This is a genomic window from Streptomyces sp. NBC_01288, assembly GCF_035982055.1.
Classification (GTDB): domain Bacteria; phylum Actinomycetota; class Actinomycetes; order Streptomycetales; family Streptomycetaceae; genus Streptomyces.
This window is the reverse complement of the sequence record NZ_CP108427.1, coordinates 7,956,734-7,980,950: the sequence shown is the minus strand read 5'-3', so window position 1 is coordinate 7,980,950 and position 24,217 is coordinate 7,956,734. Positions and strand designations below refer to the sequence as shown.

The following is a 24,217-nucleotide window of genomic DNA, read 5'->3' as shown; positions in this document are numbered from 1 at the left end:
CCCGATCTCACCTGCGTGGATGAGGTATTCGGCAAGGGCAGGGTCGGATCGAGCTACGACAATGCACTTGCCGAGTCATTCTTCGCCGGCATCAAGCGGGAACTGCTTTACGGAGAGCGATGGTTGAGGAATTCCGAGGCTCGCATGGCCGTTTTCACGTGGCTGGCCCGGTACAACAACCGGCGCCGTCACTCCGCACTCGGTCATATCAGTTCGGTCGAATTCGAACGACGCTCGATCAACTCGGGTGGCCTGAACTTGGCTGCACAGTTCGCAGATGTCCACACAGCGGGGCGAAGCCCGGTCGGCGGGACGGACCAGTTCGGCACTCGCCGGCGTACGTCCGGGGCGCCGTGTCACCGAGGTGAGGTGGGGTTTCGGTGCCGCTTAAGGGGAGTTGAAGGGGGGTGTTAGGGGGCGGACCTACGCTGCGCGGAGGAGCTTTTGTCGCGCTGTGTGGGAGGTTGGATGTCCGGCGAGGAGAAAATTCGCGAATATCTTCGGCGGGCGACGAATGACCTTTATCGCACGCGGGAGCGGGTGCGGGAGCTCGAAGAGCGGCAGGGTGAGGCGATCGCGATCGTCGGGATGGGGTGCAGGTATCCCGGCGGGGTGGGGTCGGCTCGGGAACTGTGGGAGCTGGTCGCCGACGGGCGGGACGCCGTTTCGGAGTTTCCGTCCGATCGGGGGTGGGACGTCGCCTCGCTGTACGACCCCGATCCCGGGAAGGCGCACACGAGTTATACGCGGTACGGGGGATTTCTGCATGACGCCGGGGAATTCGACGCCGAATTCTTCGGGATCAATCCGCGTGAGGCGCTTTCGATGGATCCGCAGCAGCGGCTTCTTCTGGAAACGACGTGGGAGACCGTCGAGAACGCGGGAATCGCCGCGGCGGAACTGCGCGGGACCGACGTCGGCGTGTTCGCCGGGGTGATGTACCACGACTACGGGGGGCGGATCGTCCGGGCGCCCGCCGAGGTCGAGGGATATCTCGGGCAGGGCAGCGCGGGCAGCGTCGCCTCGGGGCGGGTCTCGCACGCGTTCGGGTTCCAGGGGCCCGCCGTGACGATCGACACCGCCTGCTCGTCGTCGCTGGTCGCGATCCATCTGGCGGCGCGGGCGCTCCGGTCCGGCGAGTGCTCGATGGCGCTGGCGGGCGGCGTCACCGTGATGTCGACGCCGTCGGTGTTCCTGGAGTTCAGCCGGCAGCGCGGCCTGTCCCCCGACGGCCGGTGCAAATCGTTCGCGGCCGCCGCCGACGGCACCGGCTGGGGCGAGGGCATCGGGCTCGTCCTGCTGGAGCGGCTGTCGGACGCCGTCCGGCTCGGGCATCCGGTGCACGCGGTGCTGAAGGGTTCGGCGATCAACCAGGACGGGACGACCACGCAGCTGTCCGCGCCGAACGGACCGGCCCAGCGGCGGGTCATCGAGCTGGCGCTGGCGAACGCGGGGCTCTCCCCCGACGAGGTCGACGCGGTCGAGGCGCACGGCACCGGCACCACCCTCGGCGACCCCATCGAGGCACAGGCGCTGCTCACCACCTACGGGCGCGCGCACTCCGCCGACCGGCCCGTCCACCTGGGCGCGGTCAAGTCGAACCTCGGGCACACGCAGGCCGCGGCGGGCGTCGCGGGCGTCATCAAGATGGTGCAGGCGATGCAGCACGGCGTCCTGCCGAAGACGCTGCACGTGGACGCGCCGTCGCCGCACGTCGACTGGGCGGACGGTCATGTCGCGCTGCTCACCGAGGCCACGTCCTGGCCGGACACGGGACGTCCGCGCCGCGCGGCGGTGTCGTCGTTCGGGATCAGCGGCACCAACGCCCACGTCATCCTCGAACAGGCACCCGAGCGGGAGACCGCCGAGCCGCCCGTCGGCCCTGTCGTGGTGACGCTGTCGGCGCGGACCCCTCAGGCGCTGCGCACCGCGGCCGCCCGGCTGGCCGGTCATCTGGCCGCCGGCCCGAAGGCGTCCCCCGACGGGCTCGCGGCGTCCCTGACGGCCCGTGCCCTGTTCACGCGGCGGGCGGCCGTCATCGTGGACGGCTCCGACCGGGAGTCGCTCGCCGGAGCCCTGTCGGCGCTCGCCTCCGGTGCGCCCGACCCGCGCCTGGTGACGGGTGAGCCCGGCGACGGCGGGACCGTGTTCCTGCTCAGCGGACAGGGCAGCCAGTCCCCCGGCATGGGCCGGGGCCTGCATGCCGCGTTCCCGGTCTACGCCGCCGCCTTCCATGAGGTCTGCGCCGCGTTCACCCCGTATCTCGACCGGCCGCTCGACGAGGTGATCCTCGGCGGCGACGAGATCATCCACGACACCGCCTACGCGCAACCCGCCCTGTTCGCCCTCCAGGTCGCCCTCTTCCGGCTCCTCGAAGACCACGGCGTCCGCCCCGACCAGCTGCTCGGGCACTCCATCGGCGAACTCACCGCCGCCCACCTCGCCGGACTCTGGACCCTGGACGACGCCGCCCGGCTCATCGCGGCGCGCGGACGGCTCATGAGCGCACTCCCCGCCGGCGGAGGCATGCTCACCGTCCAGGCGGGCGAGGCCGAGCTGCTCCCCCACCTCGACGGCACCGGCATCGATGTCGCGGGCGTCAACTCGCCGCACGCGACGTCCGTCAGCGGCCCCCTCGACGCCCTCGACGCGCTCGCGGACCGGCTCGCCGCCCAGGGCATCACGGCACGCCGCCTGGTGGTCAGCCACGCCTTCCACTCGGCCCTCATGGAACCCATGCTCGCCGACTTCCAGAAGATCGCCGAGACCGTCACCTACCACCCGACCCGGCTTCCCGTCATCTCCAACGTCACCGGACGCACCGCCACCGAAGACCAGCTCACCGACCCCGCCTACTGGACGTCCCAGATCCGCAGTGCCGTCCGCTTCCACGACGGCCTCACCCACCTCCACACCGAACACTCCCCCGCCCTCTACCTCGAACTCGGACCGCGCCCGACGCTCACCACCCTGGCCCAGCAGAGCCTGGACGGGGCGGTGACCCAGGCCGTCCTCGATCACCGCGACCCCGACGCCACCGCGTTCCTGACCGCGCTCGCCCACGCCCACACCGGCACCCACGCCAAGGTCTCCTGGCGGCTCGCCTCCTCCCCGCTGCTGGACCCGCCGCCCGCCTACCCGTTCCAGCGGACCCGGTTCTGGCTGGAGGCCCCCGCCGGTGACGCCGCTGGGCTCGGCCTCGTACCGGCCGGGCATCCGCTGCTCGCGGCCGAGTCCGCGCTCCCGGACGGCAGTTGGCAGGCGACCGGCCGGATCGGTCTCACATCCCGTCCGTGGCTGGCCGACCACGCCGTCCACGGCATGCCGCTGCTGCCCGGCACGGCCCTCCTCGACCTGGCCCTGCACGCCGGGGAGGCCACCGGCTGCCCGGACGTCGACGAGCTGATCCTCCAGGCACCGCTGACGCTGTCGGCCCCGCGCGTCCTCCACATCGTGGCCGAACGGGCCGGTGACGACGGCCGCCGCCCGTTCGCCGTCCACTCGCGGCCCGCCGACGACCCGTCCGGCTGGGTGACGCACGCGACCGGGATCCTCGCCCCCGAACTCCCCGCGATACCGGTCCCGGACGTCCCAGACGTCCCGGACGGCGACCCGGCCGACCTGTCCGGCCTGTACGAACGTCTGGAGAGCGACGGCTACGGCTACGGCCCCGCGTTCCGCAACCTGCGCGGCCTGCGCCGGGCCGGTGACGCGCTACGCGCCGAGGTCCGGCTGGACGCGACGACACCCGTCGACGGCCACGGCCTTCACCCGGCCCTGCTCGACGCGGCGCTGCACGCCCTCGCCGTCGACGGCCTCGGCGAGCAGGGCACCGGTCTGCCGTTCTCGTGGCGCGGCGTCCGGCTGCACGCGACCGGCGCCGACACCCTCCAGGTCACCTTGACGCCGCTTCGCCCCGACGCGGTCGCCCTCCACGCGACCGACCCGGCGGGCCGTCCCGTCCTGACGGTCGAGGAGCTGGTCGTCCGTCCGCTGACCGGTGATCTCACCGCGGCGGCCCCTGCGAAGTCCGGTGTGCCCGGCCTGTTCCACCCGGTGTGGATCCCGGTCGAGGAGCCGGACCGGCTGAGCCCGGCGGACGCGGTCTTCCTCGGCTCCCCGCCGGACGACGCTGACGTCCCCTTTCACGCGGACTTCGCGGCCTGGTCGGCGGCGCTCGGCGACGACGTCCCGCCATCGGAGGTCGTCGCGCTGCCGGTGACGGCGGCCTGCCCGCACGCGTCCGGCGGCTGCGACTGCCCCGCCTCGGCGACCGCGGCGGCCGGAACCATGCTGGGGCTGCTGCGCGAGTGGGCGGCCGACGACCGGTTCGCCGGTTCGGTCCTGACCGTCGTCACGCTCCTCGCGCAGGCCCTCCCGGACGACGAGGAGGCCCCGTCCCCGGCGCAGGCGGCGCTGTGGGGCCTGGTCCGCAGCGCGCAGAGCGAGCACCCCGGCCGTTTCCGGCTGGTGGACGTCGCGTCGCCGGAGCCGGGCCCGCTGCTGTCGGCGATCGCGGCCGCCGAGGCCCTGGACGAGCCGCAGCTGGCGGTGCGGGCCGGGACGCTGTTCCGGCCGCGGCTGGCCGACGCCCACGAGTCGTTCCTGGTGCCGCCGTCGGACACGGGCTGGCAGCTGATGTCGACGAGCCGGACGGGGTCGCTCGACGACATCGTCCTGGCAGCGACCGATCTGCACGACGGCCCGCTGGGGCCGGACGAGGTCCGGATCCGCACCCGCGCGGCCGGTCTGAACTTCCGTGACGTCCTGGTCTCGCTCGGCATGGTGAAGGCGCTGGCCCCGATCGGCGGCGAGGAGGCCGGTGAGGTCATCGAGGTCGGCTCGAACGTGACGACGCTCCGTCCGGGCGACCGGGTGACGGGGCTGTTCTCACGTGGCGGCATCGGCCCGGTCGCCACCACCGACCGCCGGCTCGTCATGAAGATCCCCGACGACTGGACCTGGGCCGAGGCCGCGACCATCCCCGTCGCATTCCTGACCGCCTGGCACGGATTGGTCGTCCTCGGCGGCCTCAGGAAGGGCCAGAAGGTCCTCATCCACACCGCCACCGGCGGCGTCGGGCAGGCCGCCCTCCAGATCGCCCGGCTGTTCGAGGCCGAGGTGTACGCGACGGCCAGCCCACGCAAGTGGCCCGTCCTGCACGGCCACGGCCTCGAACACGACCACATCGCCAACAGCCGCACCACCGACTACGAGCACCACTTCAGGAAGACCGATCCGCACGGCGTCGACATCGTCCTCAACAGCCTGGCGGGCGAGCACATCGACGCGAGCCTCCGGCTGCTCAAGCCGGACGGCCGCTTCATCGAGATGGGCAAGACCGACATCCGAACGCCCGAGGAGCTGACCGACCACCCCGGCATCGACTACCAGGCGTTCGACCTGGTCACCACGGGGCCCGAGCACATCGAGGGCCTCAACCGGATCGTGCACGGCCATCTCGCCGCCGGGAGCCTCACGCCGCTCCCGCACACGTCCCACCCGATCGCGCACGCCCGCACCGCCATCCGCACCCTCGCCCACGCCACCCACATCGGGAAGATCACCCTCACGCTGGATCCGCCGCCCGTCCACCGGACCGTCCTGATCACCGGCGGCACCGGGACGCTCGGCGGGCTCGTCGCGGAGCATCTCGCCGAGCGGGGGGCCGAGCATCTCCTGCTTGTCAGCAGGCGCGGCCCGGACGCTCCCGGCGCGGACGACCTCAAGTCCCGTCTGGAAGCGCTCGGCGCGCAGGTGACGATCGCCGCCTGCGACAGCGCCGACCCCGACGCGCTCGCCGCACTCCTCGCCACCGTCCCCGCCGAACACCCCCTCACCGGGGTCGTGCACGCGGCGGGCGTGCTACGGGACGCGCCGCTCCACGAGCAGAGCCCAGAGCACCTCGCCGCGGTGTTCGGCCCGAAGGCGGACGCCGCCTGGAACCTGCATCAGCAGACCAAGAACCTCGACCTGAACACGTTCGTCCTGTTCTCCTCGGCAGCCGGCACCCTCGGCAACCCCGGACAGGCCAACTACGCCGCCGCCAACACCTACCTCGACGCCCTCGCCCACCACCGCCGCGCCCAAGGCCTCCCCGCCGTCTCGATCTCATGGGGGCTCTGGGAACGGGCCAGCGGCATGACCGGGACCCTCACCGACACCGACCTCGCCAGGCTCCGCCGATCCGGGCTCGTCCCCCTCACCGACGACCACGGGCTCGCCCTGTTCGACGCCGCGCTCCGGCTCGACGAACCGCACGTCGTCGCCCTGCCGATCGCCCCCGCGGCGGACACGCACCCATCGCCGCTGCTGCGCGACCTCGCCCCGCGATCCCGCAGGACGGCCGCCACCCGCGGCACTGACGGTCCCGGCGCGGGCGGCGACCTCGCCTCGACCCTGGCGGGGCTGACCGCCGATCAGCAGCGCCGGCGGATGCTCACCCTCGTACAGGCGCAGGCCGCCGCCGTCCTCGGGCATCCCGCCGCGCACACGATCGTCGCGGACCAGCCGTTCAAGAACCTCGGCTTCGACTCCCTCACCGCCGTCGAACTCCGCAACCGGCTCGCCAGCGCGACCGGGCTGCGGCTGCCGCCGACCCTGATCTTCGACCAGCCCAGCCCCGCCGAACTGGCCGCGTGGCTGCTCGGCCGGCTCGCACCCGCGGCGGCCGAACCGGTGCGCGCGATCCTCACCGACCTGGACGCTCTGGAGACGGTCCTCGCCGAGGTGCCGTCCGACGACAAGGGCCGTCCCGCGGTCACCGCCCGGCTGGAGACCCTGCTGGCCCGATGGGCCGGAGCGCGGACGGACGCCGACGGCGACGACCTGTCCGCCGCGACGGACGACGAGATCTTCAGCGTCATCGACCACGAGCTCGGAATCTCCTGACCCCTTCACGTGAGGAACCAGATGTCCAACGAAGAGAAGCTCAGGGACTATCTGAAGCGCGTCACGGCCGACCTGCGCAGGTCCAGGCAGCGCGTTCACGAGGTGGAGTCGGAGCGGTTCGAGCCGATCGCGATCGTCGGGATGGCGTGCCGGTACCCGGGCGGAGTCCGCTCCCCCGACGACCTGTGGGACCTGGTCGCCGAGGGCCGGGACGGCATCTCGGACTTCCCCGTCAACCGCGGCTGGCCCGCCGACCTGTACGACCCCGACCCCGACCGGGCCGGCACCACCTACACCCGGCACGGCGGGTTCCTGCACGACGCCGACATCTTCGACGCGGCGTTCTTCGGGATCAGCCCGCGTGAGGCGCTCGCCATGGACCCGCAGCAGCGGCTCCTCCTCGAAACCACGTGGGAGACGTTCGAGGACGCCGGGCTCGACCCGTCCGGGCTGCGGGGACACGGCATCGGGGTGTTCGCGGGCGTCCTGTCGAGCCACTACGGCTCGCACCTGCTGATAGAGACGCCCGAGGAGATCCAGGGCTACCTGTCGACGGGCATCAGCAACAGCGTCGCGTCCGGCCGGATCTCCTACACCTTCGGCTTCCAGGGTCCGGCCGTCACCATCGACACCGCCTGCTCGTCCTCACTCGTCGCGATGCACCTGGCGGCGCACGCGCTGCGGTCCGGCGAGTGCTCCATGGCACTGGCCGGCGGTGTGACGGTCATGGCGGCGCCCACACCGTTCGTGGACTTCAGCCGTCAGCGGGGCCTGTCCGCCGACGGGCGCTGCAAGCCGTTCGCGGCCGCCGCCGACGGCACCGGCTGGGGCGAGGGCGTCGGCCTCGTCCTGCTGGAGAAGCTGTCGGACGCCCAGCGCAACGGCCACCGGATCCTCGCGGTCATCAAGGGCTCGTCGGTCAACCAGGACGGCGCCAGCAACGGGCTCGCCGCCCCCAACGGGCCGTCGCAGCAGCGGGTCATCGAGCAGGCCCTGGCCAACGCGCGGCTGTCGGCCGACGAGGTCGACGCCGTCGAGGCGCACGGCACCGGCACCCGGCTGGGCGACCCGATCGAGGCGCAGGCGCTGCTCGCCACCTACGGACGGCACCACACCAGCGCGCTGCCGCTGCGGCTGGGGTCGATCAAGTCGAACATCGGGCACAGCCAGGCCGCCGCCGGCGTCGCCGGTGTGATCAAGACGGTGCAGGCAATCCGGCACGGCGCGCTGCCGAAGTCGCTGCACGTGGACGAGCCATCGCCGCACGTCGACTGGTCCGCCGGGCATGTGACGCTGCTGACCGAGACCACGCCGTGGCCCGAGACGGGACGGCCGCGCCGCGCGGCGGTGTCGTCGTTCGGGATCAGCGGCACCAACGCCCACCTCATCCTGGAGCAGGCGCCGGAGCCCGACGACGCCGAGGCCCCGGCCCCCGCGCCGGACGCACCCGCCGTCGCGCTGCCGCTGTCGGCGAAGGACCCCGAGGCGCTGCGCGAGACCGCCCGGCTGCTCGGGGAGCGCCTCGACGCACGTCCGGAGCTGGAGCCCGCCGCCCTGACCGCGCCGCTCGCCGGACGGTCGCTGCTCGGCCACCGGGCGGTCGTCGTCACCCCGCCGGACGACCGCGCCGGGACCGCCGCGGCCCTCGACGCGCTCGCCGGCGGGTCGCCCCATCCGTCGCTGATCGTCGGCGACGAGCCTCCCACTTCGGGCGGGACCGTGTTCGTCTACCCCGGCCAGGGCTCCCAGTGGGCGGGAATGGGCACGCTGCTCGCCGCCGAGTCGCCGGTGTTCGCCCGCGCTCTGGACGACTGCGCGCAGGCGCTCGAACCGCACACCGGCTGGAACCTCAGGGACGTCCTGTCCCGGCCCGAGCTGCCCGCCGGAACCGACGTGGTGCAGCCCGCGCTGTTCGCGATGATGGTGGCGCTGACCAGGCTCTGGCAGCACCACGGCGTCAGTCCCGACGCGGTCGTCGGTCACAGCCAGGGCGAGATCGCCGCCGCTCACATCGCGGGCGCGCTCAGCTTGGACGATGCCGCACGGGTCGTCAGCGTCCGGTCGCGGGCGCTGCTGGACCTCGCCGGAACCGGCCGGATGGTGTCGGTGCCGCTGGACGCCACCGCCGCCGAGACGCTTGTCGGCGACCTCGGCCTCAGCGGCGAGCTGCGGGTGGCGGCGTTCAACGGGCCGAACCACACGATCGTCGCGGGCGCCACCGCCGCGGCCGAGGCGCTGACCGCCCACGCCGCGACCACCGGCCTCGACGCCCGGATGATCCCGGTCGACTACGCCTCGCACACCCCGCTCGTGCGGGGGCTGCGCGACCGGCTCCTGGCCGACCTCGGCACGGTCGCGACCGGCCCGGCGGCGATCCCGTTCCACTCGACGCTCACCGGCGGGCTCGTCGAGGACACCGGGCTGCTCGGCGCCGGCTACTGGTACGACAACCTGGCCGCCCCGGTGCTGTTCCACCCGGTGCTCGCCACGCTCGTCCCGCAGCACACGGAGTTCGTGGAAGTGAGCCCGCACCCGGTGCTCGTCCCCGCGATCCTCGACCTGCTGCACGGCGGCGGGACGGCCGGGTCGGCGCATCCGACGCTCCGCCGCGACCAGGGCGGCCTCGGCCGGTTCCTGACGTCGCTGGCCTCCTACCATGTGCACGCCGACGCGCCCGGCACGGACTGGCACGCCCCGGCCTCGCGGGAGCGGGTGCCGTCCTACCCGTTCCAGGGCCGCCGGTTCTGGCTCGACGGGGCCGCGCCCGTCACGAAGGCGACCGGGCTCGGGCTGGCGTCGCCGGAGCATCCGCTGCTCGGCGCGGTCGTCGAGCATCCCGACGGGACGATCGCGTGCACCGCGCGTCTCGCGCTCGACACCGAGCCATGGCTCGCCGACCACACAGTGAACGGGACGGTCCTGCTGCCGGGCACGGCGTTCGTCGAGCTCGCCCTGCACGCAGGGCACCGCTGGGGTTGCGAGACCGTCGAAGAGCTGACGTTGCAGGCTCCGCTCGTGCTGTCCGCGGGGCCACAGGATCTGCACGTCACGGTCAGCGCCGCCGGAGACGGCGGACGCCGGTCGTTCGCCGTGCACTCCCGACCGCACGGCGACCAGGCCGAGTGGACGGTCAACGCGACCGGGACCCTGACACCGGAGCTCTCGGCCGCGGTCCCGGCGGGCCCTCCGCCCGGCGGCACGCCCGTCGACGTCTCGGGGCTGTACGACCGGATCGCCGAGGACGGCTACGGCTACGGGCCGTCCTTCCGCGGTCTACGCGGCCTGCGCCGCGACGGCGACGTCCTCCACGCGGAGGTCAGCCTCGGCGAGGACGCCGCCACCGGCGGGTACGGCCTCCACCCGGCGCTGCTCGACGCCGCCCTGCACGCCCTCATCGCCGACCGGGACGACCGGACGCCCGACGGCGGGGAGCCCGGCGGCGTCAGCCTTCCGTTCTCCTGGACCGGGGTGCGCCTGCACGCGACCGGCGCCGACACCCTGCGGGTCGCGGTGACCCGGCTGCGAGACGGCGCGGTGGCGCTGTATGCCGCCGACCCGCAGGGCCTCCCGGTGCTGACCGTCGACGAACTGACCCTGCGCCCCCTGGGCGCGGGCCTGTCGGTCTCGGCCGGTCCGGCCGCGCACGACCTGTTCCATCCGGTCTGGCACGCCCTGCCCGACACCGCCCCCACCCGCGTCGACGGCGATCCCGTATTGCTCGGGTCCCCCGCCGAGGGCGCGGCGTGCGGCGGGCTCGCGGAGCTCATCGGGGCCCCCGGCGAGGCGATCGCGCTGCCGTCGCTGACGGCGTCCTCCTGCGCGCACGGGGTCTGCGGCTGCCCCGAGGCGGTCGCCTCTGCGACGCGGGCGGCGCTCTCCCTGGTCCAGGGCTGGCTCGACGCGGACGGCGGCACCCTGACGTTCGTGACCCGGGAGGCCCACGACGACCGGGGTCCGTCGCTCACGGCGGCGGCGGTGTGGGGGCTGGTGCGCGGGGCGCAGAGCGAGCATCCGGGGCGCTTCCGGCTCCTCGACGCCGACACCGACGACACGGCCACGCTCCTGCGGGCGGTCGCCGCGGGGCGGTCCCTGGACGAGCCTCAGCTCCTGTTGCGCGGCGGTGTCCTGCACCGGCTCTGGCTGGTCGACAGCCGCAAGGAGTTCCTGATCCCGCCGGACCACGACGGCTGGCAGCTGGAGAAGATCACCCGGACGGGCACCCTGGAGGACGTCGTGCTCGCGCCGACCGACCTGCACGACCGTCCGCTGGAGCCGCACGAGATCCGGATCAGCACCCGTGCGGCCGGCCTGAACTTCCGGGACGTCCTCGTCTCGCTCGGCATGGTCGCCACCGACTCGCCGATCGGCGGCGAGGAGGCGGGCGAGGTCGTCGGCGTCGGCGCGGACGTCACCGGGTTCCAGCCGGGTGACCGGGTGACGGGCCTGTTCACCCATGGCGGCATCGGCCCGGTCGCCACCACCGACCACCGGCTCGTCATGAAGATCCCCGACGCGTGGACGTGGCCGCAGGCCGCGACGATCCCGGTCGCGTTCCTCACCGCCTGGCACGGGCTGGTCGTCCTCGGCGGCCTCGGAAAGGGCCAGAAGGTCCTCATCCACACCGCGACCGGCGGCGTCGGGCAGGCCGCCCTCCAGATCGCCCGGCTGTTCGAGGCCGAGGTGTACGCGACGGCGAGTCCGGCCAAGCACCACGTCCTGCGCTCGCACGGCCTCGACGACGACCACATCGCCAACAGCCGCGTCGCCGACTATGAGGACCCTTTCCGGCGGACGGCCCCCGGCGGCTTCGACATCGTGCTGAACAGCCTCGCCGGGGAGCACGTCGACCTCGGGCTGCGGCTGCTCAAGCCGGGCGGGCACTTCCTGGAGATGGGCAAGACCGACATCCGGACGGCCGAGCAGCTCGCGGGCCATCCCGGCGTCGACTACCAGGCCTTCGACCTGATCAGCACGGGCCCCGAGCACCTCGGCGTCCTCACCGAGGCCGTCCGCGGGCATCTCGCGTCCGGGGCGCTCGTCCCGCTGCCGTGCACCTCCCATCCGATCACGCACGCCCATGCCGCCATCCGGGTTCTCACGCGGGCCGAGCACATCGGGAAGGTCACCCTCACGCTGGATCCGCCGCCCGTCCACCGGACCGTCCTGGTCACCGGCGGCACCGGGACGCTCGGCGGGCTCGTCGCCGGGCATCTCGTCTCGGCGCACGGGGTGCGGCGGCTGCTGCTCGTCAGCCGCAGTGGCCCGGACGCTCCCGGCGCGGACGACCTCAAGTCCCGCCTGGAAGCGCTCGGCGCAAGCGTGACGATCGCCGCCTGCGACACCGCCGACCCCGACGCGCTCGCCGCACTCCTCGCCACCGTCCCCGCCGAACACCCCCTCACCGGGGTCGTGCACGCGGCGGGCGTACTACGGGACGCACCCGTGGAGGCGCAGACCGCCGACCATCTCGACGCGGTCCTGCGGCCGAAGGCGGACGCCGCCTGGAACCTGCATCAGCAGACCAAGAACCTCGACCTGAAAACATTCGTCCTGTTCTCCTCGGCAGCCGGCACCCTCGGCAACCCAGGACAGGCCAACTACGCCGCCGCCAACACCTACCTCGACGCCCTCGCCCACCACCGCCGCGCCCAAGGCCTCCCGGCCGTCTCGATCGCATGGGGACTCTGGGAACGGGCCAGCGGCATGACAAGCGCGCTGTCGGAGGCGGAGTGGGCGCGACTGCGCCGCTCCGGCGTGAACCCGCTCTCCGACGACCACGGCCTGGACCTCCTGGACGCCGCGCTCCGGCTCGGCGAACCGCAGGTCGTCGCCGCGCCGATCACTGCCTCGACCACCGAGCACCACCCGTCGCCGCTGCTGCGCGGCCTGGCGCCCGCCCGCCGCCGGACGGCCGCGGCCGGCGCGCCCACGGGCGGCGGCGGTCTCGGCGCGGAGCTGGCGCCGCTCGACGACGACCGGCGGCGGGAGCGAGTCCTCGGGGTCGTCCTGGCGCAGGCCGCCGCCGTCCTCGGCCACCCGGACCCCGACCTCGTCTCCCCCCGCCTGGCCTTCAAGGACCTCGGCTTCGACTCCCTCACCGCCGTCGAACTCCGCAACCGGCTCGCCCACGCGACCGGGCTGCGGCTGCCGCCGACCCTGATCTTCGACCATCCGAACCCGTCCGAGCTCGCCGCCCACCTCCTCACCCGGCTCGCCCCCGACGCCGCGCCCGCCGCACCGGCCGCGCCGGTCAGGTCGGTTGCGGCCGACGACGAGCCGATCGCGATCGTCGGGATGGGCTGCCGCTACCCCGGTGACGTCCGGACGCCGGAGGACCTGTGGCAGCTCGTCGAGGGCGAGGTCGACGCGCTGACCGCGTTCCCCGCCGACCGCGGCTGGCCTGCGGGCCTCTACGACCCCGACCCGTCCCGCCCGAACTCCAGCTACACCGACCGGGGCGGATTCCTGCACGACGCCGGGGACTTCGACCCGGCGTTCTTCGGGATCAGCCCGCGCGAGGCGCTCGCCATGGACCCGCAGCAACGGCTTCTCCTCGAAACCGCGTGGGAAACCCTGGAGAACGCGGGACTCGCCCCCGAACGGCTGCGGCCGCGGGCCGTCGGCGTCTACACCGGGGTCCTGGCCAGCAACTACGGCGCGCATCTGCTGCACGAGGCGCCCGAGGATGTGCAGGGCTACCTGTCGACGGGCATCAGCAACAGCGTCGCGTCCGGCCGGATCTCCTACACCTTCGGCTTCGAAGGTCCGGCCGTCACCATCGACACCGCCTGCTCGTCCTCACTGGTCGCGATGCACCTGGCGGCACAGGCCCTGCGGTCCGGCGAATGCGAACTCGCCCTCGCGGGCGGCGTCACCGTGATGGCCGCGCCAACCCCGTTCCTGGAGTTCAGCCGCCAGCGCGGCCTCGCCCCGGACGGCCGCTGCAAAGCATTCTCCGCGACCGCCGACGGAACCGGCTTCTCCGAAGGCGTCGGCCTCGTCCTCCTCGAACGACTCTCCGACGCCCAACGCAACGGCCACGAAATCCTCGCCCTCCTCCGCGGATCAGCCGTCAACCAGGACGGCGCCAGCAACGGCCTCTCCGCCCCCAACGGACCCTCACAAGAACGCGTCATCGAACAAGCCCTCACCAACGCCCGACTCACCCCCGACCAAATCGACCTCATCGAGGCACACGGCACCGGCACCACCCTCGGCGACCCCATCGAAGCCCAAGCCCTCCTCCACACCTACGGCCGACACCACACCACCGAACAACCCGCCTACCTCGGATCCATCAAAACCAACATCGGCCACACCCAGGCCGCCGCCGGAGTCGCAGGCGTCATCAAAAGCATCTACGCCCTCCAGAACGCAGTCCTCCCACGAAGCCTCCACAACGACAACCCCACCCCACACGTCGACTGGACAACCGGAAACATCACCCTCCTCAACCACACCCGCCCCTGGCCCGACACCGGACAACCACGCCGCGCCGCCATCTCCTCCTTCGGCATCAGCGGCACCAACGCCCACCTCATCCTCGAACAAGCACCCGAATCCACCCCGACGGCAGGCGCTGCGGACGTGCCGCCGTCGGTGGCCGTGCCGCTGTCGGCCAAGACCCCTGAGGCGCTGCGCGCCGCCGCGCTGCGGCTGTCCGACCGGCTGGCGAACGACCCCGGGCTCCGGCCGGACGATCTCGCGGCTCCGCTGTCGGCACGGTCGGTCTTCGACCATCGCGCGGTCGCCGTCACCGGACCCGCCGACCGGGCCGGGCTCGCCTCGGCGCTCGCCGCCCTCGCCTCGGGCGACCCGCACGGCGGCCTCGTCACCTCCGAGGGACCGCCCACGGCGGGCGGAACCGTGTTCGTCTTCCCCGGCCAGGGCTCCCAGTGGGCGGGCATGGGCACCTTGCTCGCCGCCGAGTCGTCCGCGTTCGCCGCCGCCCTCGACGACTGTGCGCAGGCCCTCGAACCGCACACCGGCTGGAACCTCCTGGATGTCCTGTCCCGGCCGGAGCTGCCCGTCGGAACCGACGTGGTGCAGCCCGCGCTGTTCGCGATGATGGTCTCTCTCGCCCGGCTCTGGCAGCACCACGGCGTCGAGCCCGACGCGGTCATCGGCCACAGCCAGGGCGAGATCGCCGCCGCCCACATCGCGGGCGCACTCAGCCTCGACGACGCCGCACGGATCGTCGCCACCCGCGCCAAGGCGCTCCTCGGTCTCGCCGACACCGGCCGGATGGTGTCGCTGCCCCTCGACGCGATCTCCGCGGAGGCGCTCATCGGCGACCTCGGCCTCACCGGTGAGCTGCACGTCGCGGCGTTGAACGGCCCCGCCCACACCGTCGTGGCAGGCGCGACGGCGGCCGCCGAGGCGATCGTCGCGCACGGCCGGGCCGCCGGGCTCAACGCCCGCATGGTCCCGGTCGACTACGCCTCGCACACGCCGCACATGCACGCCCTGCGCGGCACCCTCCTGGCCGAGCTGGCCGGGATCTCGCCCCGCAAGGCCCGGATTCCGTTCCACTCCACGCTCACCGGTGCCGTCGTCGAGGACACCACCGTCCTGGACGCCGCCTACTGGTACGACAACCTCGCCAATCCCGTCCTGTTCCATCCGGTACTGGCCGCGCTGAGCCCGCGGCACACCGCGTTCGTCGAGGCCAGCCCGCATCCGGTGCTCGTCCCGGCGATCGACGCCGTGCTGCACGCATCAGGAGCACCCGGCGCGGCCCATCCGACGCTCCGCCGCGACGACGGCGGCCTCGGCAGGTTCCACGTCTCGCTCGCCGGCCGCCACGTGCGGGCCGCCGAGCCCGGCACCCTCTGGCGGCCGCCGACGACGGGCAGGGCCGGGCATCCGCCGACCTACCCGTTCCAGCACAGCAGGTTCTGGCTGGGCTCGACCGGCGCGGGCAACGCGTCGGGGCTCGGCCTGGTCGCGGCCGACCACCCGCTGCTCGCCACCGCCATCCCGCTCCCGGACGGCCGCTGGCAGGCGACGTCCCGGCTGTCGGCCGACACCCTGCCGTGGCTCGCCGACCACGCCGTCCACGCGACCCCGCTGCTGCCCGGCACCGCGTTCCTCGACCTCGCGCTCCACGCCGGGCAGGCGTCAGGCTGCCCCACCGTCGCGGAGCTGACCCTCCAGACGCCGCTCGTCCTCACCTCGGACACGCCCCGCGACCTGCATGTGGCGGTCTCCGCGCCCGACGACGACGGCCACCGGCAGATCACCTTCCACTCCCGGACCGGGGCCGACTCTCCGTGGGTCGAGCACGCGACGGGACGCCTCTCCCCCGACGAGGCCGAAGGGCCGCAGGACGCGCCCGACGCCCCCGCCGGCGGCCCCGTCGCGATCGACGGGCTGTACGACCGGCTCGCCGAGCACGGCTACCACTACGGTCCCGCGTTCCGGAACGTCCGGGAACTCCACCGGGACGGCACCGTCCTGGACGTCCGGGTCGTCCTCGACCGTGACCTGGCGGCGGGCGCGCACGGCATCCACCCGGCGCTGCTGGACGCGGCGCTCCACCCACTCGCCCTGACCGGCGACGACGGGGCCGGCCTGGCGCTGCCGTTCTCGTGGCGGGACGTCCGGCTGACCGCGACCGGCGCGACCGAGCTGCGGGTCAGGCTGACCGAGATCGGGGAGAAGACCCTCCGTGTCGAGGCGTGGGACATGTCCGGGACTCACGTTCTGACGGTCGGTGCGCTGACCCTGCGGACGGTGAGCGGCGAGGAGTTCCTGCGGTCCTTCGCGGCCGCCGCCGACCGCTCCCTTTTCGAGGTTGTCTGGAACCCGGTCGCGGTCGGCGAGGCGGGCGAGCCTCCCGTGCCGTTCGCCGACGCGTCGGCCCTTGAGACGCCGCCCGCCGCCGTCCTGCTCGACGTCTCCGGAGAGCCCGACGGCCCGGACGCGGTCCGCGGCCTGGCCGCGGAGGTCCTGGAGGCCGTACGCGAATGGGCCGCCGACGCGCGGTGCGCCGGGTCGCGACTGATCGTCCGGACCACGAACGCCTTGCCCGTCTCCGGGACGGACGCCGTCCCCGAACTCGCGCCGGTGTGGGGTCTGGTACGCGCCGCCCAGTCGGAGAACCCCGGCCAGTTCGTGCTCGTCGACACCGACGGCCTTCCCGCGTCGGACGCACTGCTCCCTGCGGCGATCGCGTCCGGGCAGCCGCAGCTGGCGCTGCGCGACGGCCGGGTTCTCGCCCCCGCGCTCGCCAAGGTCGCGCTCCCGGGCTCGGCCCCGTCGCCGCTGTCGGGGACGGGGACCGTCCTGGTCACCGGCGGCACCGGGACGCTCGGCGGGCTCGTCGCCGGGCATCTCGTCTCGGCGCACGGGGTGCGGCGGCTGCTGCTCGTCAGCCGCAGTGGCCCGGACGCCCCCGGCGCGGACGACCTGACGGCCCGTCTGGAAGCGCTCGGCGCACAGGTGACGATCGCCGCCTGCGACAGCGCCGACCCCGACGCGCTCGCCGCACTCCTCGCCACCGTCCCGGCCGAGCATCCGCTGACGGCCGTGGTCCACGCGGCGGGCGCGCTCCAGGACGCGCCGCTGCTCGGCCAGACCGCCGCCCATCTGGAGACCGTGTTCCGGCCGAAGGTCGACGCCGCCTGGAACCTGCACCGGCAGACCAGGGACCTGGACCTGGAGGCGTTCGTCCTGTTCTCGTCGGCAGCCGGCACCCTCGGCAACCCCGGACAGGCCAACTACGCCGCCGCCAACACCTACCTCGACGCCCTCGCCCACCACCGGCACGCCCAAGGCCTCCCCGCCGTCTCAATCGCATGGGGGCTCTGGGAACGGGCCAGCGGCATGACCGGGACCCTCACCGACACCGACCTCGCCAGGCTCCGCCGATCCGGGCTCGTCCCCCTCACCGACGACCACGGGCTCGCCCTGTTCGACGCCGCCCTCGGCCTCGACCGTGCGTCGCTGCTGGCCGCGACGCTCGACACGTCCGCCGCGGCGGCGCATCCGTCGCCGCTGATGCGCGGCCTCGCGCCGCGGTCCCGCCCGGCGGCGGCCGGCGGGAGCGGCTCGCTGGCCGGACGGCTCGCCGAACTGGAGCCCGAGCAGCGGCTCAAGCACCTCCTGGGCGTCGTCCGGGCGCACTCCGCCGCCGTACTCGGGCACCAGGACCCGGACGGGATCGCCGACGACCGGCCGTTCAAGGACCTCGGCTTCGACTCCCTCACCGCCGTCGAACTCCGCAACCGGCTCGCCAACGCGACCGGGCTGCGGCTGCCGCCGACGCTGGTCTTCGACCATCCGAGTCCCCGGGCGGTCGCCGAGCATCTGCTGGCCGCGCTCACCGAGGCGCCGTCCAGGAGCCGCCCGGCCCGGCGGACGGCCGCCGCGGCCGACGAGCCGATCGCGATCGTCGGGATGGGCTGCCGCTACCCGGGCGACGTCAAGACCCCGCACGACCTGTGGCGGCTCGTCGAGGGCGAGGTCGACGCCATGTCAGCGTTCCCCGCCGACCGCGGCTGGCCCGCCGGGCTCTACCACCCCGACCCCGCCCATCCCGGCACCACCTCGACCGACCGGGGCGGATTCCTGCACGACGCCGGGGACTTCGACGCGGCGTTCTTCGGGATCAGTCCGCGCGAGGCGCTCGCCATGGACCCGCAGCAACGGCTTCTCCTCGAAACCGCGTGGGAAACCCTGGAGAACGCGGGACTCGACCCGTCCGGGCTGCGGATGCGGCAGGTCGGCGTCTACGCAGGCGTCATCAGCGCCGACTACGGGCTGCGGATGCTGAACGACGTACCTGAGGAGTACGAGGGGTACCTGCTGACCTCCAACGGCGGCAGCGTCGCGTCCGGCCGGATCTCCTACACCTTCGGCTTCGAAGGTCCGGCCGTCACCATCGACACCGCCTGCTCGTCCTCACTGGTCGCGATGCACCTGGCGGCACAGGCCCTGCGGTCCGGCGAATGCGAACTCGCCCTCGCGGGCGGCGCGACCGTCATGGCGACGCCGTCCCTGCTCGTCGAGTTCAGCCGCCAGCGCGGCCTCGCCCCGGACGGCCGCTGCAAAGCATTCTCCGCGACCGCCGACGGAACCGGCTTCTCCGAAGGCGTCGGCCTCGTCCTCCTCGAACGACTCTCCGACGCCCAACGCAACGGCCACGAAATCCTCGCCCTCCTCCGCGGATCAGCCGTCAACCAGGACGGCGCCAGCAACGGCCTCTCCGCCCCCAACGGACCCTCACAAGAACGCGTCATCGAACAAGCCCTCACCAACGCCCGACTCACCCCCGACCAAATCGACCTCATCGAGGCACACGGCACCGGCACCACCCTCGGCGACCCCATCGAAGCCCAAGCCCTCCTCCACACCTACGGCCGACACCACACCACCGAACAACCCGCCTACCTCGGATCCATCAAAACCAACATCGGCCACACCCAGGCCGCCGCCGGAGTCGCAGGCGTCATCAAAAGCATCTACGCCCTCCAGAACGCAGTCCTCCCACGAAGCCTCCACAACGACAACCCCACCCCACACGTCGACTGGACAACCGGAAACATCACCCTCCTCAACCACACCCGCCCCTGGCCCGACACCGGACAACCACGCCGCGCCGCCATCTCCTCCTTCGGCATCAGCGGCACCAACGCCCACCTCATCCTCGAACAAGCACCCCAGTCCACCCCGACGGAGGTCCCGGACGAGGAGGCGCCGGCCGTCGCGGTCACGCTGTCGGCCAAGGACCCGGCCGCGCTCCGCGCCGCGGCGTCCCGGCTCCGTGACCACCTCGACGCGCAGCCCGCCGCCGTCCCGGCCGGACTCGCCGGGAGGCTCGCCGCCCGGACCCTGTTCGACCACCGGGCGGTGATCGTCACGGCGGGCGGAGACCGCGCCGGGCTCGGCGCGGCGCTCACCGCCCTCGCATCCGAACGGGAGCATCCCGCGCTGGTCACGGGATCACCCTCCGGACGCGGCGACGGCGTGGTCTTCCTGCTCAGCGGCCAGGGCAGCCAGCATCCCGGCATGGGACGGGAACTGCACGCGGCGTCCCCCACGTTCGCCGAGGCCTTCGACACCGTGTGCGCCGCGTTCGACCCGCACCTCGAACAGCCGCTCAAGGACGTCATGTTCGACGGCGGCGACCTCGTCAACGACACCGCCTACGCCCAGCCGGCGATCTTCACGCTCCAGGTCGCGCTGCACGCCCTGCTCGGCCACTACGGCATCACGCCCGACCGGCTGCTCGGCCACTCGATCGGCGAGCTCACCGCCGCCCACCTGGCCGGAGTATGGACCCTCGACGACGCCGCCCGGCTCGTCGCGGCGCGCGGACGGCTGATGAGCGCGCTGCCGTCCGGGGGCGGGATGCTGAGCGTCCAGGCGCCCGAGGCCGAGCTGCGGCCGCTGGTGGACGCCGAGGACGGCGTCGCCGTCGCGGCGCTCAACGGGCCCGCGTCGACAGTCCTGTCCGGCGAGCTCACGGCGCTCGACCGGATCGCCGAGCGGCTCGACGGGCTGCGGCTGCGGCACCGGCGGCTGGTCGTCAGCCACGCCTTCCACTCGCCGCTGATGGAGCCGATGCTCGACGAGTTCCGGGAGGTCGCCGCGGGCGTCACCGCACGCCCGGCACGGATCCCGCTGATCTCGAACGTCACCGGGCTGCCCGCGACGGACGAGCAGCTCGCCGACCCCGCCTACTGGGCCGGTCAGATCCGCGGTGCCGTACGGTTCCACGACGGCCTCGCCCGGCTGGACGCCGACCACGCTCCCGCCTGCTATCTGGAGCTCGGCGCGCGTCCCGCGCTCGCGACCCTCGCCCGCCAGTCCCTGGACGGCGTCACCGCACGGTCCGTCCTCGACACGGCCCTCCCGGAACCGGCCGCGGTGCTGACCGCGCTCGCCCACCTGCACACCGCCACCCGGATCCCCGTCGGCTGGCGGGCCGGAACCGCGACGGCGTCCGCTCCGCCGCCCACCTACCCGTTCCAGCACCGCGCCTACTGGTACGAGCCGGTCGCGGCCCCCGCCCCCGCGGCGGAGTCCGAGACGGCCCTGTGGGAGGCGATCGACCGCCAGGACCTGAGCGCCCTGTCCACCACCCTGGACCTGGACCTGGACGACCCCGCCAAGCGGCTCCTCCTCGCCGAGCTCCTCCCGGCCCTCTCGGCCAGCAGGCGCAGCAACGGCTGGTGGCACGAGCAGACCTGGCAGCGCGTCCCCGTCGCCGCCGACATGCCCCTTCCCGGCACCTGGCTCCTCCTCACCGACGACCCCTCCTCCACCCTCCCCACCGCCTTGATCCCCCTCCTCACCGAACGCGGCGCCCAGCCCCTCCACCTCGGCCTCTCCACGACCGCCGACGGCGCAGTCGCCTCCGGCACGGGCTCCGGTCCGGTCGGCGGCGCGGGGAGCGGTCTCGATCGGCTCGCCCGGGTGCTGGGTGAGGCCGTGGAGGGGGCAGCGGTCGAAGGGGTGCTGTACCTCGCGGCGGACGTGGACCGGGAGGCGGTGCGGTGGACGGCCGAGCTGCCCGAAGCGCTGGCGCGAGCCGGGGTCGACGCGCCGTTGTGGTTCGTCACGCGGGGAGCCGTCGGCGACGGGGCGGCCGCACCGGTCGGCGATGTCTCGCAGGGTCTGCTGTGGGGAGTCGTGGAGACGGCGGTGCGGAGCGGGTCGCCTCGGCGGCTGCGGGCCGTCGATCTGCCGCTCGAAGTCTCTGGACGGGTAGGGCGGGCGTTCGCGGCCGCGTTGACCGGCGGGGACGAGCTCGTGGCCGTCCGGGACGGGGCGCTGCTGGTGCCGCGGCTGACCCGGGCGCCGGGCGGCGACCGCGGCTGGACGCCCGCCGGGACGGTCCTGGTCACCGGCGGCGGACTCGGGGTCGAGACGGCGAAGTGGCTGGCGGGCGCGGGAGCGTCCAGCGTCCTCCTGGCCGTCGGCCCGGCCGAGCCCGCACCCGACGGGCTGGACGGCGCGATCACCTCGGTCGTGTTCGACCCCGCCGATCCGGCGGCGATTCCCGCTCTCCTCGAACTCCTCCCGGACGGCGAGCCGCTCGCCGCGGTCTTCCACACCGCGGCGATGGCCGGCGGCGAGGCGGCCATGGACGCCGCCCGGCAGCTGCACGAATCCACCAAGGATCTGGAACTGTCCGCCTTCGTCCTCTTCGCTCCGCTGACGGCGTCGGCCGGAGCCAGCTCCGCCCGTCCCGAGGATCTGGCGGTCGGGGCCTTCCACGACGCCCTCGCACGCCGGCGTCGCGCCGCCGGGCTCCCGGCGACGTCGCTGCTGTGGGGGACGGTCGAAGGCGGCGGCGACGAGCAGCCCGGCCTGCGCCCGATGCGCGCGTCGGCCGCCCTGCGGGACCTGCCGCGGATCCTCGCCGGGCCGCCCTGCGTGGTCGTCGCCGACGTCACCGCGGCGTTCCCCGGCGCGGCCCCGCGCACGTCCAGGGACGACGCCCCTGCCGCCGACCCCGGCGGCCTCCTGCTCCGGCTCGAAGGCCGCTCCCCCGGGGAGCGCGACCGGTTGCTGCTGGAGTTCGTGCTCGCGACGACCGCCGACGCCCTCGGCCACGAGGGCGGCCACGCCGTCGCGCCCGAGGCCGACTTCCTCGACCTCGGCATCACCTCGCTCGGCGCCCTCACCATGCGCGACCGGCTCGCCCGGGCGACCGGCCTGTCCCTGCCGCCCAGCGCGGTCTACGACCTGCCGACCCCGTCCGCGCTGGCCGAGTACCTCGGCGCGGAGCTGGACGGCACCAGCCAACGGAGCACATCGTGAACGAACCTGTCGTGATCGTCGGAGCCGGCCCTGGCGGCCTCATGCTCGCCTGCGAGCTGGCCCTCGCCGGAGTCCCCGTCACCGTGTTGGACCGCCGGACGGAGCGCTCGCACGAGTCGGGCGGCGCGCTGCTGCACGCCCGCTGCGTCGAGACGCTCAAGCAGCGCGGCATCGCCGACCGGTTCGGCGACGCGTCCACCCCGCGCTGGAACCGGACCCATTTCGGCCTGCTGTACATCGAGTTCGACGAGGAGCTGGGCGAGACCGAGTTCGACTGGCTCGTCCCGCAGGTCCGCACCGAGGAGATCCTGGAGGAGCGGGCCCTCGAACTCGGCGTCCAGGTCCTGCACGGCCAGGAGGTGACCGGGGTCGAGCAGGACGCCGGCGGCGTCACCGTGACGGTGGCGGCACAGGACGGCGAGCGGACCGTCCGCGGCGCCTACCTGGTCGGCGCGGACGGCGTGCACAGCACCGTCGCCAGGCTCTGCGGGTTCGACTATGAGGAGTTCGCGCCGGCCTACTACGGCGTGACGGCCGACGTCGGCGACTTCGCCGGCAACCGCGACAAGTTCGTCAACGGCCTGTACCCGGGCGGCCAGCTCGGCATCCTGCCGCTCCAGCCGGGCCGCATCAGGATCATGACGGTCGAGTGGGAGGACCGTGACGTCCCGCCGGGCACCCCGGTGACCAGGGACGAGGTCCTCGGCAGCGTCCGCAGGCTCGTCGGCACGGCGCCCGACGTCGAGGAACCGACCTGGATGGAGCGGAACGGCCACGCGACCCGGCTGGTCCGCTCCTACCGGGACGGCCGCGTGCTGCTCGTCGGCGACGCCGCTCACTCGCACCCGCCGTCCTCCGGCAACGGCATGGTCACCACCCTGCACGACGCCGTGAACCTCGGCTGGAAGCTCGCCGCCGAGGTGCTGGGACGGGCGCCGGAGGGCCTGCTCGACAGCTACGACGCCGAGCGCCGTCCGGTGGGCCGCCGGGCCTGCGTGCGGGCGGCGGCGCAGATCGCGATCCAGCATCCGCTGGAGAAGGTCGGGCCGCTGCGGGAGATCCTGGCGGGGCTCGTCGAGATGAAGGCGGTGCAGCGGTACCTCGTCCAGTACGTCACCGAGGTGTCCTACGCCTTCGACCTGACCGGCGTGCCCGGCGAGCCGCACGAGCTGATCGGCCGGCGCTTCCCGGACGTGCGGACGACCCGTCCGGACGGTACCGAGCTCACGACCTACGAGCCGCTGGCGGGCGGCCGGGGCCTCGTCCTCAACCTGACGGGCAAGCCGGAGGCCCTGCCCGCCGTCCCCGAGCACCTCGCCGACCTCGTCGAGGTGGTGACGGTCGAGCCGGTCGCCGACCTCGACGCGCGGGTCGTGGTCGTCCGCCCCGACGGCTTCATCGCCTGGGCCGACCGCGGCGAGGACGGCGACCCCGGGTTGGCCCGGACGCTCCGCACCTGGTTCGGCTGAGCCCGCTTAAGCGGGCTTTGAGGGGTCTTTTACGGGCTTTCGAGAGAATGGCCGTGGCAATTCCAGAATTGCCACGGCCAAATCCT

2 protein-coding genes and 2 pseudogenes are annotated in these 24,217 nt (G+C 73.7%); all 4 read left to right on the top strand.

Features of this window, described 5'->3' with window-relative positions; all coding sequences use genetic code 11:
* Nucleotides 1–33: 33 nt before the first annotated feature.
* A pseudogene (locus tag OG194_RS35845) lies at nt 34–267 on the top strand (integrase core domain-containing protein); the annotation flags it as partial.
* A gap of 201 nt (nt 268–468) precedes the next feature.
* A complete protein-coding gene (locus OG194_RS35835) occupies nt 469–6,891 on the top strand; it encodes a type I polyketide synthase (RefSeq protein WP_442811680.1) in 6,423 nt (2,140 codons plus the stop codon).
* 21 nt (nt 6,892–6,912) lie between these two features.
* Nucleotides 6,913–22,608, top strand: a pseudogene (locus OG194_RS35830) (SDR family NAD(P)-dependent oxidoreductase); the annotation flags it as partial.
* A 50-nt stretch (nt 22,609–22,658) separates the two neighbouring features.
* Entirely contained in the window at nt 22,659–24,131 is a 1,473-nt protein-coding gene (locus OG194_RS35825) for an FAD-dependent monooxygenase (RefSeq protein WP_327404913.1), read from the top strand.
* Nucleotides 24,132–24,217: the final 86 nt, after the last annotated feature.